General features: G+C 39.1%; 14 protein-coding genes. 10 read left to right on the forward strand and 4 right to left on the reverse strand.

Features of this window, described 5'->3' with window-relative positions; all coding sequences use genetic code 11:
- Positions 1–296 precede the first annotated feature (296 nt).
- Positions 297–488 carry a hypothetical protein gene (locus tag PYS62_RS00620; protein WP_156423005.1) on the reverse strand — a complete coding sequence of 64 codons (192 nt, stop codon included), beginning with the start codon at positions 486–488 and terminating at the stop codon, positions 297–299.
- A gap of 100 nt (positions 489–588) precedes the next feature.
- Between PYS62_RS00620 and PYS62_RS00625 the strand changes: the two genes are divergently transcribed.
- Positions 589–3,075, forward strand: coding sequence for an InlB B-repeat-containing protein (locus tag PYS62_RS00625; protein WP_066714997.1), 2,487 nt, complete (start codon positions 589–591; stop codon positions 3,073–3,075).
- A 52-nt stretch (positions 3,076–3,127) separates the two neighbouring features.
- On the opposite strand, the gene PYS62_RS00630 is transcribed toward PYS62_RS00625, so the two are convergent.
- Positions 3,128–3,586 (reverse strand): DUF4143 domain-containing protein, encoded by a 459-nt coding sequence (locus PYS62_RS00630; RefSeq protein WP_066714998.1) that lies wholly within the window; start codon positions 3,584–3,586, stop codon positions 3,128–3,130.
- Entirely contained in the window at positions 3,576–4,061 is a 486-nt protein-coding gene (locus PYS62_RS00635; RefSeq protein ID WP_066715000.1) for an AAA family ATPase, read from the reverse strand. The genes PYS62_RS00630 and PYS62_RS00635 overlap by 11 nt, the downstream gene beginning before the upstream one ends.
- Positions 4,062–4,386: 325 nt before the next feature.
- Here PYS62_RS00635 and PYS62_RS00640 point away from each other — a divergent pair, with 325 nt between their 5' ends.
- The 3 genes from PYS62_RS00640 (at position 4,387) to PYS62_RS00650 (ending at position 8,659) form a co-directional block, all read left to right on the forward strand.
- Positions 4,387–4,872 carry a CtsR family transcriptional regulator gene (locus tag PYS62_RS00640; RefSeq protein ID WP_066715002.1) on the forward strand — a complete coding sequence of 162 codons (486 nt, stop codon included), beginning with the start codon at positions 4,387–4,389 and terminating at the stop codon, positions 4,870–4,872.
- A 36-nt stretch (positions 4,873–4,908) separates the two neighbouring features.
- Positions 4,909–7,854 carry an ATP-dependent Clp protease ATP-binding subunit gene (locus PYS62_RS07520; protein ID WP_066715004.1) on the forward strand — a complete coding sequence of 982 codons (2,946 nt, stop codon included), beginning with the start codon at positions 4,909–4,911 and terminating at the stop codon, positions 7,852–7,854.
- 139 nt (positions 7,855–7,993) lie between these two features.
- Positions 7,994–8,659: an HAD family hydrolase gene (locus PYS62_RS00650; protein WP_066715006.1), complete on the forward strand. Its 666-nt coding sequence runs from the start codon at positions 7,994–7,996 to the stop codon at positions 8,657–8,659.
- Between the two features lie 262 nt (positions 8,660–8,921).
- On the opposite strand, the gene PYS62_RS00655 is transcribed toward PYS62_RS00650, so the two are convergent.
- A complete protein-coding gene (locus PYS62_RS00655; RefSeq protein ID WP_315574109.1) occupies positions 8,922–9,158 on the reverse strand; it encodes a hypothetical protein in 237 nt (78 codons plus the stop codon).
- A 227-nt stretch (positions 9,159–9,385) separates the two neighbouring features.
- Here PYS62_RS00655 and fic point away from each other — a divergent pair, with 227 nt between their 5' ends.
- The 6 genes from fic (at position 9,386) to rpiB (ending at position 14,000) form a co-directional block, all read left to right on the forward strand.
- A complete protein-coding gene (gene fic, locus PYS62_RS00660; protein ID WP_066715007.1) occupies positions 9,386–10,009 on the forward strand; it encodes a protein adenylyltransferase Fic in 624 nt (207 codons plus the stop codon).
- 73 nt (positions 10,010–10,082) lie between these two features.
- Positions 10,083–11,045 carry a peptide-methionine (R)-S-oxide reductase MsrB gene (gene msrB, locus PYS62_RS00665; protein ID WP_315574110.1) on the forward strand — a complete coding sequence of 321 codons (963 nt, stop codon included), beginning with the start codon at positions 10,083–10,085 and terminating at the stop codon, positions 11,043–11,045.
- Between the two features lie 154 nt (positions 11,046–11,199).
- Positions 11,200–12,096 carry a hypothetical protein gene (locus tag PYS62_RS00670; RefSeq protein WP_315573207.1) on the forward strand — a complete coding sequence of 299 codons (897 nt, stop codon included), beginning with the start codon at positions 11,200–11,202 and terminating at the stop codon, positions 12,094–12,096.
- Between the two features lie 115 nt (positions 12,097–12,211).
- Positions 12,212–13,114, forward strand: coding sequence for a CpXC domain-containing protein (locus PYS62_RS00675; protein ID WP_066715010.1), 903 nt, complete (start codon positions 12,212–12,214; stop codon positions 13,112–13,114).
- A complete protein-coding gene (locus PYS62_RS00680) occupies positions 13,115–13,501 on the forward strand; it encodes a chorismate mutase (RefSeq protein WP_066715014.1) in 387 nt (128 codons plus the stop codon). It begins immediately after the preceding gene.
- Between the two features lie 7 nt (positions 13,502–13,508).
- Complete coding sequence (rpiB, locus tag PYS62_RS00685) at positions 13,509–14,000, forward strand: ribose 5-phosphate isomerase B (RefSeq protein ID WP_066715015.1); 492 nt, start codon at positions 13,509–13,511, stop codon at positions 13,998–14,000.
- The last annotated feature ends 12 nt before the right edge of the window (positions 14,001–14,012 follow it).

A 14,012-nucleotide genomic window follows, 5' to 3' on the forward strand; every position in this document is an offset into this window, starting at 1 on the left:
CATGACTTAATTTGCCAGCTATTTTGGCTGAAATAATCAACCCATAAAAATGAACACAACCAAACATACTTTTTCATGATTATAAAAACTAAATAACTAAATAACTTTTTGCATAAATTGTTCAAAAATAAAGCACTTAATTAAAATATTTGCGCCACATTTGTAATAGATATATGGCATACTGTGGGCAGCATCCCTGAGGGGGAATAAGGAGGGACTCATGTTTCGAGGAAAAGTAACGGCACTTATGCTCAGTGCTTTATTGATTTTGAGTGAGATGCCGCATACTGTTTTGGCTAATGATTTTGGTGGGGGGGTGAACAGCCTAGTGCAAATACGTTAGAAGCTGTTTCTTCCAATGATAAAGTAGCTTCTGCTCCTAGTAGCGATGGCGAAAGTAAAGATAAACTAGAATCACTTGCACAAGTTAAGGTTGAAAATTCAGCTAATTCAGAAATTTCAGAACTAACTGATAACAAAGCCGACAATGAAAATAAAAATCCTATATCTAAAAAAACTGTAACTGAGCGTGGAGCTACGACTGATTTTATAACGATTGAGCGTACACCTGATACAAGTTATCCAACTTTGGAAGCAGCTTTAGAGGCAGCAGAAGATGGAGATGTATTAGAAGTAAATGGCAAGATTGTTATTACTAAAAATGTCAATATTACAAAGTCTATTACACTCAAGGCTGGTTCGAATGGTGCTAGCATTTCGACAAGTGAAGAGGCTAGAACTAGTACAGCAAGTAAATCAGCTGCGGCTTTTTCTTTACTCTTAGAAAGTGGCAAAAAACTGAAGTTGGGTGGCGGCACACAAAGTCCGGAGCTTCTATTAGATGAAGTGCATGTTGTTGTCAGTAAGGGCGAATTTTTTATGTATGATGGCGTGAAAATAAGCTCTAATTTGCCAGGAAATTACGGTAATCCAGAGGTAAATTTGAGCATTGTGACAATTAGCGGTGAAGATAGTAAAGCTACATTTAAAGGTGGTACAGTTGAAAATCCTTATGAAACGAATACAAGCGGCTTTGGCAATAATTATATCTTGCGTGTTATGAACGGTGCAAAGGTGCCTGAAATTGCAGGAGGTACGTATAAAGGTGCATATATTGCACTCCTTGTTGAGAATGAGGGAACTGAAATTTCGAACATAAAAGGCGGTAACTTTGAACATTCGAGTTGGACAGGACAATCTGAGCCATGCTTCAAAATTCATAAAAAAGCGAAAGTTGATAAAATTAGTGGTGGCACATTTAAGTCGTATCATTTTGGTGCCTTGCAACTTGAATGTGGTGCGTCAGTAGGTGAAATTAGTGGTGGTACTTTCCAAAACTTTTATGAAAAAGCGAACAGTAAAATGAATGATAGAGCATTGCCGTTTTGTTCTGGCTTGGTATTATACGGTAGAGAAGGTGATTCGCCAGTTGAAGTTCATACGATTAGTGGGGGTAATTTCGAAGGTATAAATGGTCTTTTGGCTGTTGGTAGTAAGCCTGAATATATGGCGAAAATAGATAAAATTACAGGTGGCACATTTAAATCTATCGAAAGTGATAAAGGTAACGCTGGCTTATATTTCTCACAAAATTCAGAGATTGGTGAAATTTCAGGTAATGTTCAAGCAACTGGTCGTACTTATGGCATATGGAATGCAGGTACAATTAAGAAAATCAGCGGTGGTACATATACAGGCCAAAATAATGATGGGCTTTTTAATTATGAGCTTAATAAAAGCAATCCCTATTTTAAAGGGAATATTGAAGAAATTAGTGGTGGGTCATTCACAGGTGTTGAAGCATCTATAAATAATAAAGCTGTTATTACTAAAATAACAAATGGTATTTATACAGCCAAAAAAGAGACTGCAAGTGGATGGAATCGAGATAATTATGCTCTTAATAATAAAGAAGGAAATGGATTAATTGAACTAGAACCAGGTTTAAGTTCGTCTCAGCCAGATAAGGGGAATGGCCGTTATTTAGCATTTTTCAAGGTGAATAAAGATGAAACGAACACAAGTATACTTAGTAGTAAGTTTGTTCTGCCAAAATACACAGGTGTTGATGGGACAGAAAAAGAATATATTATGAGTGGATATAAAAACGAATATAAATTTAATCTACCACAACAACCTGAAAAAGAACAGAGAACGTTCAATGCTTATCCATTTAATTCTGTTTTATATGTGAAAACAGATAAATCATCTGGTGCTATATCTTGGAAAGATAACGATTTCTTTGATCAATCGGAGGGATATGCAGGTGGAAAATCATATCATTTGATATATGGACTCAGCCAAAATTACAATAATGATGCATATTTAGATAATGGTTATCGTTATTTAACGAAGCAGCCAGTGTTAAGTTATGATGAAAACTTCCCTAAAAATACTTCAACAAGTGGAGAGCTTCCTGAAAAGAAGAGAGAGGTAAAACCATTTGATTATACTCGAATGAGTAATGGTGTTGACTTTCAAGATGGAGAACCAAAAGGATCACTATTTTGTGTCAAAGATAATATCGGTAACTTATCAGCCAAAGGTTATAAATTCCAAGGCTGGAATACTAAGAAAGATGGCACAGGTATCTGGCTCTATGCAGGGCAATATGTAGCTATGCCGGCTGAGAATGTGACATTATATGCTCAGTGGAAAGGCACATCTCAAACCGTGCGTTACGATGCTAACGGAGGTAAATTTGCTGATGACAAGGCTGAATGGTTGGCTAATTATCAGCTGAATGAAACGATAAACTTAATGGCAGCACCGAGCCGAGATGATTATGAATTCGTAGCATGGGAGGCTAACGGTCAAGCGTATAAAGCCAATGCCGAATATAAAGTGACGGGTGATGTGACTTTCAAGGCTAAATGGCAGAAAATTAAGCCTAAGCCAGAAACATCAGAAATAGAGCGTCCTCGCTATATTCCAAGCGACCCTATAATTAAACCAATTCCTAAAATTGGTGCCGTTGCTAAAACTGGTGAAATAGCTACAAACGCGTTCTCGTTGTTTATTTGTTTGAGCATGGTAGCTTATTTGTCAGTGATAGTGATTAAGCGACGTAAATAATTTCAGTAAGCTGGAAAATAGTAATCCCATCTACATAGATGGGATTTCGCTATTAAGGCTTAAGACAGGCTAATGGTATGACCAAAACATCATCTTTTCTGCGATATCCATATTCAGTACCCGTTATTATAAGTTCAAGATCTGGCAGGGCAAGCGGAACTTGTTTTTCTTTTTGATTGTTTTCTTTGATCAAAGACTCTATTTTGCAAAGATGCTTTGCACCTTCTTCAATTTCACTTTGACCTAATTTGAATTCAACCAATGCGTAGCGACCATCATCCAAATGTAAAACGGCATCTGCCTCAAGATTATATCTGTCGTGATAATATGAAATGCTTCCATTTTGGAAGGATGAATAAATTTTCAAATCTCGGATGCACAAACATTCAAACAAAAAGCCAAGCGTTTTGTAATCACGCGCGATGGCTAGTTTTGATGTATCGGTTTTACCTTTTAGACTTGTTGGCCAAGCACCTCGACATATAGCGAACTTAATATCATCAATAGTCATTTGCGATTGACAACTTGTAAAAGAATCTGGGCTGCAACAATTGAGAAAGAGAAACAGTACCGTTAGATTCATTACTTTCGTAAAGGCTCATAGGATACATATTCATTCTGGAAATTCGCAGTGTACTGGTATGAGCTGTTTTGACCTTGGCCGAGCTAGAACCTGTCAAAATATATTGGCCAATTTCGCCAGTATCATCCAAGTCTTTTCTAATCGCTCCCCAAATTTTAGGCGCATCCTGCCATTCATCAAACAGACGTGGCTTTTTACCTTTGAGTAAATCTGATGGCTGGGTATTTGATATAAGTAATAAGTTCTCATGCTTGTCTTCATCTTGAAATTCGATGAAGCTTTTTGCTGCCTGTTTAGCTGTAGTTGTCTGGCCACAACCTTTTGGACCAATGATTAATACCTCACCAAATGCATCCAATTTTTGACATAATTGTTTATCAGCTATTCTTTGTAAATAAATCATGATTTGACTACTTCTTATTGTTCTTGATGATACCCTAAACTTCGGGAAATTTCAGCGTTCACTTGACAGGTTTGTGGCATTTCATTTGACACATTTACGCTTAGAGTTTGTAGTTAATACCTATTATATTGCTAGCAACCGGTTGCTAGCATGCACTATTTAGCTGCCAAATTAGCCAGACTTTCACATCTGCAAAAATTGCTTTGACTTTATTTGACAAAGGTCAAAAAAGGTCTATAATAATAGTCAAGGTTAGTCAAAGACAAAAGACAGAACGAAAGTTCGGACCAACTTATAAATAGAATAAACGAAGGGAAGTGAGCAAATGGTCATGCGTTTAAGTGACTACATTGAAGACTTTATAAGAGAGAGCTTGAAGGAAAATAACGGAATCTTTGAATTTAATCGTAACTCAATGGCGAGCGACATGAACTGTGTGCCTTCACAAATCAGTTATGTGGTGGCAACTCGCTTCAACAATGATAATGGCTACTTGGTAACAAGTAGACGAGGCGGCAAGGGCTCCATTGAAATTCGCCAGCTGTTTACGGGCGATGATGAACAATTGAATATGATGGAACACCTTTTGAACAATGTACCGAATGCCATGAGTGAACATGATTCAGCCGTTTACCTTGACAACCTCTTGACGCTTGATTTGATTACCGATCGTGAAAAGGCAATTTGCCTCGCTTTGATGAGCGACAATAGCCTGACGAGAGTACCAATTGAGGAACGGAAAGAGATGCGAGCAGAAATGGTGACTAATCTTTTACGCAGCCTAGCTAGTGAGTATAGTTTTGAGAACTAGTTTTCAGGCACGATATGAGAAAGAAGGTTGAAGATTATGAATTTTGCTTATGATATTACAGATAGGACACTGAATCTTTTATCCTATGCAGCTTCTTTCGCTGAAGCACTACAAGATTACAAAATTACACCTGAATATTTGTTCATCGGTGTGCTCTTAAATCCAGAGCCAGACAATAACATGCGGCCAATTATGGAGCGATACGGTATCAACGAGAACAAATTCTATAAAGTATTGTTCGGCAAACAGGCAAGTGCCTTGCAGGTGCGTTTGCGTAAGTACAGCGCCTTTGAGTTACCGGGCTTGCTTTACAAGTTATCTGGTTTAGCAACCCAGATTTTGGGCAAGGCTGTTCGCCAATTGCGCGGCAATCGTGTATTGGAGCCAGAAGATTTGATCTTAGCTATTTTGGATGAACCAAGAAGCGTCACAAGGGATGTTTTGCTTGACTTGAATGTTGATATTGACCTTTTGCGCAATGATATTGCTAATTTGCAAGCTGAAGCACATGCCAAAAATGAGCGTATCTCCGAAAATCAAGGCCGTCCAACTTATGACGAAGAAGGCGGGCGCTATGGTCGCAGCCATGAAGATAACGGCAGATCCACAACGGAGGACAAGCAAGGCGATAAGCTGATGAGTGTGGATGAAGTGCGTAAACGTATTCCAACTTTGTTGAAATATGGTAAAGATATGACGAAGTTAGCCGAGGAGGGCAAGTTAGATCCAGTTATCGGCCGTCAGCAAGAGTTGAAGCGGATGATTCAAATCTTAGGCAGACGTATGAAGAACAATCCGTTGTTGATTGGTGAGCCTGGTGTTGGTAAGACAGCTGTGGTCGAGGCTTTGGTACAAGCTATTCAAAAGGGTGATGTGCCACGTGATTTGCAGAAGCATATAGTTGTGGCTTTGGATGTCGTTTCACTCTTAGCAGGTGCTAGTTATCAAGGTGAGTATGAGGAACGTTTGAAGAAATGCTTGCAAGAAGTTAGCGATAACAAGCAAGTTATTATTTTCATCGATGAGATTCATACCTTGTTGACTGGTGAGGGCAATCGTAAAGACGATTCGCGTATCAGTAACGTTTTGAAACCACTCTTGGCCCGTGGTGATATTCAAGTAATTGGTGCAACAACATCAGTTGAGTATCGTAAATTCTTCACAAATGATGCTGCTTTGGAACGTCGTTTCATGCCAATTACGGTTAATGAGCCGAGTGTTGAAGATGCAATTTTGATTCTAAAGGGTTTGAAGAGCCGCTATGAAAAGTACCACCAAATCAAGATAACTGATGAAGCTATTACAGCAGCCGTTAAGTTGTCTAAGCGGTATTTGCCATCCAGATTCTTGCCAGATAAGGCTATCGATTTGATCGATGAGGCAGGTTCACGCTTGAAATTGAGTGCGAAAGAGATGGAGAACTCTGTTAAGAACATTAAGCAGAGTGCGACAAATGAGGCTGACGATGAGGCTGACAAGGATGATGATACGAAGAATCGCCAGGCTTTGGCTCAACAGATTGAAAGCTTAAAGACGGAATTAAAAGATTTGCAGGATGCTAAGCAAAAAGCTTGTGACAAGGAAGATTTTGAGAAGGCTGCAAGCTGCCGGCAAAAAGAATTACAGAAGCAGGCTGAATTGAAAGAATTAGAGTGCCAGTTACAAGATGAAGCAAAGAAAGCTTATGTCTTAACACCACAAGATATTGCTGAAACTTTGACAGACTGGACCAATATTCCAATCAATCAGTTGAATGAAAAGGAAAACAGCCGCTTGCGTAATTTAGAAGCTGAGTTACATAAACGTGTAATTGGGCAAGATGAGGCGGTTAAGGCTTTGGCTAAGGCTATCAGACGTGGCCGTGTGGGCTTAACTTTGGCTAAGAAGCCAATCGGTTCGTTCCTATTCATGGGTACAACTGGTGTTGGTAAAACAGAGTTAGCCAAGGCATTGGCTGAGGTATTGTTCGGCGATCGTAACAATTTGATTCGTTTCGATATGTCTGAATATGATAGCCAAATGTCAGCCACCCGTTTGTTCGGATCTGCTCCTGGTTATGTCGGTTATGAGGAGGGCGGTCAATTGACTGAGGCTGTCTATAAGAAACCATACAGCGTAGTTTTGCTTGATGAGGTTGAGAAGGCTCATCCAGATATTTGGAATGTCTTCTTGCAAGTCTTGGAAGATGGGCGTTTGACAGATGGTAAGGGTCGTGTGATTGACTTTAGTAATACAGTTATCATAATGACTTCCAACATTGGCGCAAATCTCTTAACTGATAGTCAATCAACCGTTGGTAAAATCGGCTTTGCTCAAGCTTCTTCTAATGAAAAACAATTAGCCGATGAGCCAGATTACAATGGCCATACTTATGAGGAAGCTAAGAAGTTAGTCATGAACGAGTTGAAGCAACACTTTAATCCGGAGTTCTTGAACCGTTTGGATAAGATCGTCTTCTTTGAGAAGTTAAGTAAGCCAGCTATGCGTGAGATTGCTAAGTTGATGTTGAAAGGCTTACAAGCTAACAGCAAGCGTATCGGTTACTCCTTGACTTATTCAGAGCCAGCTTTGACGGCTTTGACCAAACAAGGCTACGATCCAAAGTACGGTGCACGTCCACTCAGAAGAATCATCGATGGCGATTTGCAAGATCTGCTAGTTGACCTCAAGTTAAGCGAAGATGCTCCTAAATCAGCTTACCTTTGCTTGGATTACAATGATGAGCAAGGCTTCCATCTGTCTGAAATTACAGAGACAGCTTACCGGGAGAAGCAAGCTGCTTTACAAAAGCAGGTGAATGAGAAAGATGAAAATACACCTGAGTTAGTAGTTGATGCTGAAAGTACTACGGATGAAGAGTCTACTTCTAAGTTAAATAGCAAAAAGAAGACAAAGTCCAAGAAGACGGAAACAGCTGAAACTGAGACAGATACAAAGGCAGATAGCGAAACTAGCGAATCAACCAAAGAGTCTGACAAGTAATTAACGAGTTTAATTGCGAGTTTATAAAACGAAGCTCCGTGCCTATTTAGGTGCGGAGATTTTTGCGTATAAGTGAAATTTCATCTAGTATAACAAGACAAAGCTTGAGCAAAAAGCAGGTAAGGAGTTAGAGCAAACAATGCAGATTAAACAAATTATTTTCGATATGGATGGGACATTGATCGATACAGAGCCGTTGTATCAGCGCTGCTGGCAGCAGGCGATGCTAGAAGCTGGCGTTAGGCTGGATTTAGATGCTTTTTTGCCTATGCAAGGTCAAGGCAGCAAATACAATAACCAGTATATTCAAAAGCTGTTAGGAGGAAATGCGAGCTTAGACGCAGCGCTACAAGTTAGGAAAAGACGGGATGAATTGTTTCTTTTTGGGGTTAAAAACGGCGAAGTTAAATGCTTTGAAAATGTGCTAGCCACGCTTGCTAAATTAAAGGAGAATTTTCATCTCAGCCTGGCTACATCAACCGGTATAGAGCCGCTTGGCAATTTATTGTTGACAAGTACAGAATTAAAGCCATATTTCAATGATTTAACGTTTGGCAATGAAGTTACGAATGGTAAGCCTGAGCCAGATATTTTCAACTTAGCTGTGCAAAAAGGTGGCTTTAAGCCAAGTGAAGCTGTGGCGGTTGAAGATTCTGTAGCTGGCCTAAAAAGTGCGCTTAAAGCTGGCTTACACGTTTTTTGCGTGCCGCAAAGTCAAGCTTATTTAGCTTTTACACCTAAGCCAACTGAATTACAGCATTTAGATAAGTTCAGCGATTTAGCTACGATTTTAGTTGGATTTTGAAGCTGTTTAGAAATTTCTGAGGACATTTTAATCGCAGGCGTTGAACGCCTGCTTTTTAGCGTTTCGCAATAATAAGAAAGCAATAGCCTTGATTAAGTGAGGGCCTGTAAACATATAGATTATGATCCCTGTCTAAGTATCTTGCATCACTTTATAGCATCTGCAAATTGATCATCTTCTTCATTATAATTATTTCACCATACAGAATATTCTACTAAAGTAGCAGATAGCGGATATCCAGCTGCCCTAGCAACTTTTGCTGCTAACTATGCGGCTTTGAGCGCATATATATATCTAAACATTTTTCCTGTGACAGCTTACCAGCTTCATTAATAATAATTTTAAGTTGAGGCTTTGATAAAGTTCGCATAAATCTATCAAACTCTTCTAATTTTTCATACGAATTTATACCTTGCAACTTTTGAGTAATACTTAATGTATCTGCTCTAGATACAACTGGTAGCAACACAGAAAAACTTAATATCGCTGCAACTAACAAACTTAGCACGCGTTTGTTAGGCAATAACTTATTTAATATACTTGTTTACGTATTTGTATTTCCTTATCAATATGTTTGATTTGCTAAAAGTTTCTCGGAATATTAGAGCAAATATATGTGATTATGGTCACAAAAATGAAAAATATTTGAATTTCAAGCAATTGTTTTCCACTGATATAATTACTCTGTGTACTTAAGTCACTGATAGTAGCTGTTTGGGAGGCATTATGGTACCAGAGAATAAATTGGGTCTAACAAGCTCTGTGGATCTTGCCCGCGAAGAAGAGCGGATAAGCAAAGCAAAGGCAGCTGAATTGTTTGAAAAACGAGTGCTGGATACGCTGCCTGCTGGTATATTCCTAACTTTGCAAGCAATCCATAGATACCTGTTTATAGATATTTATGACTTTGCAGGTAAACTACGCACGGTAAATTTGGCCAGGGGCAATTTCCGTTTTGCGCTATTAATGTATCTGGAAGCAGCGCTAGCTAATGTTGACAAGATGCCGCAATCTACTTTTGACGAGATTATCGAAAAATATGTGGAAATGAATATTGCGCACCAATTTCGTGAGGGAAATGGACGCAGTACACGCATCTGGCTTGAGCATATGCTGAAAACTGAAATTGGTAATGTCGTGGATTGGAGCAAAGTAGATAAAGCCGATTATTTACTAGCAATGCAGCGCAGCCCAATCAAAGACGTAGAAATAAAGGTCTTATTGAAGTCTGCTCTGACAGATAAGGTAAACAGTCGTGAAGTCTATATGAAGGGTATTGATCACAGCTACTATTACGAAGGGTATACGACTTTTAAGACGGAAGATGTGTTTAAGCAAGCAAAATTATGACAAGAAAAGCTGTCTGGATGTAAAGCGCCTAAACTGTAATTTAGGCATAATGAGAGCAGAAAGTGAGGGCATTATGACACAAACAATCAAAGCAAATAATTTACGTGAAATTTATTTGGCAGGTGGCTGCTTCTGGGGTATGCAGGGTTATTTCCGTAAGCTAAATGGGGTTTATCGGACAGAAGTTGGCTATGCAAATGGTAAAGGAAACGACACAGATTATACGCGTGTGAAACAGACAGATCATGCCGAAACGCTGCATATAACTTATGATTTTGCGCAAATTTGCTTAATTGAATTGCTGGTACATTATTTTCGCGTGATTGATCCTAAAAGCGTTAATAAGCAAGGTGGGGATATAGGCAGACAGTATCGGACAGGCATTTATTATGTAGATACTGAAAGTAAGCAAATCATAGACGCCTTTATGGCCAAGAAAGTCAAAGAACTAGGTGCTTTGGCTGTTGAAGTTGCCCCGTTAGCTAATTTCGTAACAGCAGAGGAATACCATCAAGATTATTTGGTGAAAAATCCGACAGGTTATTGCCATATTAATTTAGCTAAGGCTGATGAACCGTTAGTAGAGGCAGAATATCCTTTCAAAGAGGCTGACAAGGCAAAATTAGATCCTACAGCGCAAAAAGTGATGTTTGAACAAGCGACAGAATTGCCATTTTCTAGTCCTTTAGAACAAGAAAACAGACGTGGCATTTATGTCGATAAATTATCTGGCGAGCCGTTATTTGCCTCAAGTGCGAAGTTCGATGCTGGTTGTGGTTGGCCGAGCTTCACCCGTCCAATCTGGCAGGCTAAAGTTACAGAACATATGGATAATTCGCATGGTATGCAGAGAATAGAAGTTCGAGCTAAGGGGACAGGTACACATTTAGGGCACGTCTTTAACGATGGACCTAGGGCAAATGGTGGTTTACGCTATTGCATAAATGGAGCTTGCCTAAAATTTATTCCGTATGAAGAGATGGATAAAGCTGGATATGGTGCATACAAGATTTTTTGTTTAGGTGTTAATGTCTGATAGTTTATGGCCAAGTGTTACACCTTTTCAGTCGGGCGCCAAATTAGCAATTATTTGGCGCAATTTAAGGAAAATTAACATTAGTTGTCAGCTTTATTTATGAGCTAAAAATATAATGGTAGACAGCGATAAATCAAAAAGAGGTGTTTTTTTAGTGAGCGAACGCTATTGTTTCTATTGCGGTAGTAAGTTAGGTTTGAATGAAGTTTGCCAATGTCGGCAAAGAGAGCAAGCCTATGCGTCATATGCAAGCACTTCCTCTAATACTGACACAAAGTCTAATCGTCAAACTAAAGAAAATACTACGAGCAACAATGCTAATGATAAAAAGCCTAAGGCCAAGGCTTTTTCGTTTAAGCCTTATCTGCAAAAATTAGCACGTTTATGGCAGAATTTCTTAGCTAAACTGAGAAATATGTTAACGATTTTGAATTTGGAGAATTTGCAAAGACGTATTTCCGATATTATGCATGTCTGCTTTTTCCCAGCTAGCTCCTACGTGACTTTCACGAACATTAAGCCTGTAAGCAGCTTTATTTTAGGCTTATGCAATGCTTTGCTATTGGCTTTGGATTGCTGCCTACTTTTGAAAAATAGCACTTGGGGCCGCATTTTTAGTATGTATCTGACGCCAATTTCAGCACAAGTGACGTTGAATTTTGGTTCCTTATTCTTCAAAATCAGCCTGATTGCTTACGTTTTGTTTTTGGCCAAAGTATTGTTGTATCGCTTCTTGTTTGCAACTTGGCACAATGCTTTAAGCTGGCGAGATAGCTTGTGTTTGATTAACTCCGGCTTGATTTTCAACCTATTGTTTACGCTTCTGGCTTTGTGCTTTACAGGCGCTTCACCTATCCAATTTGCCCTTATTTATTGCTTGGGGCAGAGCCTGGTGTTCTTGCTTGAAGTTAAGACTGTAAGTAGCTGTAATTTGAGTAGTGAAGATCGGGCAATCACTATGCTTGTTTTGGCCAATTTCATCTTGATTGCTTTGACGGGCTTTATGATGCAGCTTATTTTGCCAGAACTTGTTTTATTTAATGTAGTTTAGTTAGATAGTTACTGATTTAAGGGAGTGAAAAGTTTCACTCCCTTTTTGTTTATCTTTTTGAGCTGTATCTGTTGTAAAATAGAAATGATATTTTCATTGAAGGATCTTGACTAGAATGACGAATTTAGCCTATGAACTTATAGCTTGTCCCTATTGCTTAGACGAGGTAGAGCGTGCTGTTTTTAAGGAAATTGATTTAGCTGAAGATGAAGATTTAAGAGAGCGCATTTTGAAGAAGCAGATCAATGCTTATCAATGCACGAACTGTGGCCATGAATTTGTATTGGCCAGGTCGTTGATCGTGATTGATTCAGAACATCAGCTAGTTATTCATTATGCAGCGAATTTAGCTAATGATTTGACGAAAGAACTTGCATTGGAAGTTAGTGCTGCACCTAACAGTACGAAAGCTATTTTTCAGATGCAGGCAATTGAGCAGGCAGAACAGGCAAGAGTTGATGCTGGTGAAACTGTTACTCAGGAAGATGTTTTGACAGATTACTTGCAAGGCGCTTTAGCCCCAGCTTTGGATAAAGACGCGTACTTAAAACGTAGTCAGGTTATGCAGGAACGTTTGGATCAGTACAATCAGACTAAATTAGCGCAGACTTATTTAACTGAATATCCGAATTGGACTTATCGTTTGGTGCTTGAATATAATGATTTGATTGAAAAATTGCAGATTGCTGATAACAACTTAGAAGATACGGCCATGGAACTAATTAAGTTAGCTAGCTTGAAGAGTTCTAGTCAGCAAGAAGCAGAGCAGGCTATGCAAAGAATCTTTTTCTTGCAAGCAGATGAAAATCACTTAGTATTTATGGTCTATCGTTTGCAAAAAGGCTGGGATTATTACGATTTACCAGCTGAAGCTTACACAAATACGCAGCTTTATAATAATTACCTGTCGACAAGACAAGATTTTGCTTTGGTAGATCAAGGCTGGGCGCAGGCTTGTTTTGATGAGATTTTGCAAGCAGCCGCTTGCGCTGAAGCTAAAGGTGAGGGCGAGGCTTAGATGACTGTGCAGATTGAAAGCTTGCGTAAGGAATTAAGTGAGATTGACCAGAAATTGATTGATTTACTTTTAAGTCGCAATGAATTAGTTAAGCAAGTCCAAGCTTATAAGCTAGAAAGTCAATTGCCAGTTTATCAAGCTAATGTTCAAGCTAAGAAATTAAAACAGCTGGAAATGCAAGTACAGACAAGTGATGCGAAGCTAAGTGAAGAAGAAGTAGATAGCTTAAAATTGATCTTAAGTTTAATTATGGATTTAAGTGTGAGCAAGCAATTAAACAATTGGCAGCTCGTAGATGCAGTTAAACAAATTTTAGATAAATTCGAGGCACGAGTGACTGATGAGTTAGTCGCTCATGCTAATATTTGCAAAAAGGCAGAGAGGTAAAAGACTAATGCGGACTTTTGTGTTAGCAGCCGATCATGGCGGCTTTAATTTGAAACAAGTGATGTTAAAGGCTTTGGCTGAGAGATTTCCTGACTATAAGTTTATTGATCTGGGCTGTCATGATACAAGCTCAGTTGACTACCCTGATTATGCAGCTTTGGCTTGCCGTGAGGTATTAGCCAACAAGGCAGAGGCAGCTATCTTATTTTGTGGTACAGGTATTGGGATTAGCATTGCAGCTAATAAGTTAGCTGGTATTCGTTGCGCACATTTAAGTGATTGCTATTCAGCTAATAAGTGTAAGGAACACAACAATGCTAATGCTATCAGTCTAGGTGGCCGTGTGATTGGCGAAGATTTGGCTCTAGAGATCATTACAGCTTATTTGAATGCGAAGTTCCAGGGTGACAGACATGCAAGACGAATTGCTAAAATTACAGCTTTGGAACAAGAGTTTGCTAAGCAGACAGAGACAGAAACAGTTTGTCGGCATTGCTAGTAATTAGGAGTG

The sequence above is a fragment of the Amygdalobacter nucleatus genome, assembly GCF_029167365.1.
Classification (GTDB): Bacteria; Bacillota; Clostridia; order Saccharofermentanales; family Fastidiosipilaceae; genus Amygdalobacter; species Amygdalobacter nucleatus.

Coding starts and splice junctions, on each gene's coding strand:
- PYS62_RS00680 (WP_066715014.1), top strand. CDS start 13,115: ATGACTGTGCAGATTGAAAGCTTGCGTAAGGAATTAAGTGAGATTGAC.
- PYS62_RS00650 (WP_066715006.1), top strand. CDS start 7,994: ATGCAGATTAAACAAATTATTTTCGATATGGATGGGACATTGATCGAT.
- PYS62_RS00675 (WP_066715010.1), top strand. CDS start 12,212: ATGACGAATTTAGCCTATGAACTTATAGCTTGTCCCTATTGCTTAGAC.
- PYS62_RS07520 (WP_066715004.1), top strand. CDS start 4,909: ATGAATTTTGCTTATGATATTACAGATAGGACACTGAATCTTTTATCC.
- PYS62_RS00640 (WP_066715002.1), top strand. CDS start 4,387: ATGGTCATGCGTTTAAGTGACTACATTGAAGACTTTATAAGAGAGAGC.
- PYS62_RS00635 (WP_066715000.1), bottom strand. CDS start 4,061: ATGATTTATTTACAAAGAATAGCTGATAAACAATTATGTCAAAAATTG.
- msrB (WP_315574110.1), top strand. CDS start 10,083: ATGACACAAACAATCAAAGCAAATAATTTACGTGAAATTTATTTGGCA.
- rpiB (WP_066715015.1), top strand. CDS start 13,509: ATGCGGACTTTTGTGTTAGCAGCCGATCATGGCGGCTTTAATTTGAAA.
- fic (WP_066715007.1), top strand. CDS start 9,386: ATGGTACCAGAGAATAAATTGGGTCTAACAAGCTCTGTGGATCTTGCC.
- PYS62_RS00630 (WP_066714998.1), bottom strand. CDS start 3,586: ATGACTATTGATGATATTAAGTTCGCTATATGTCGAGGTGCTTGGCCA.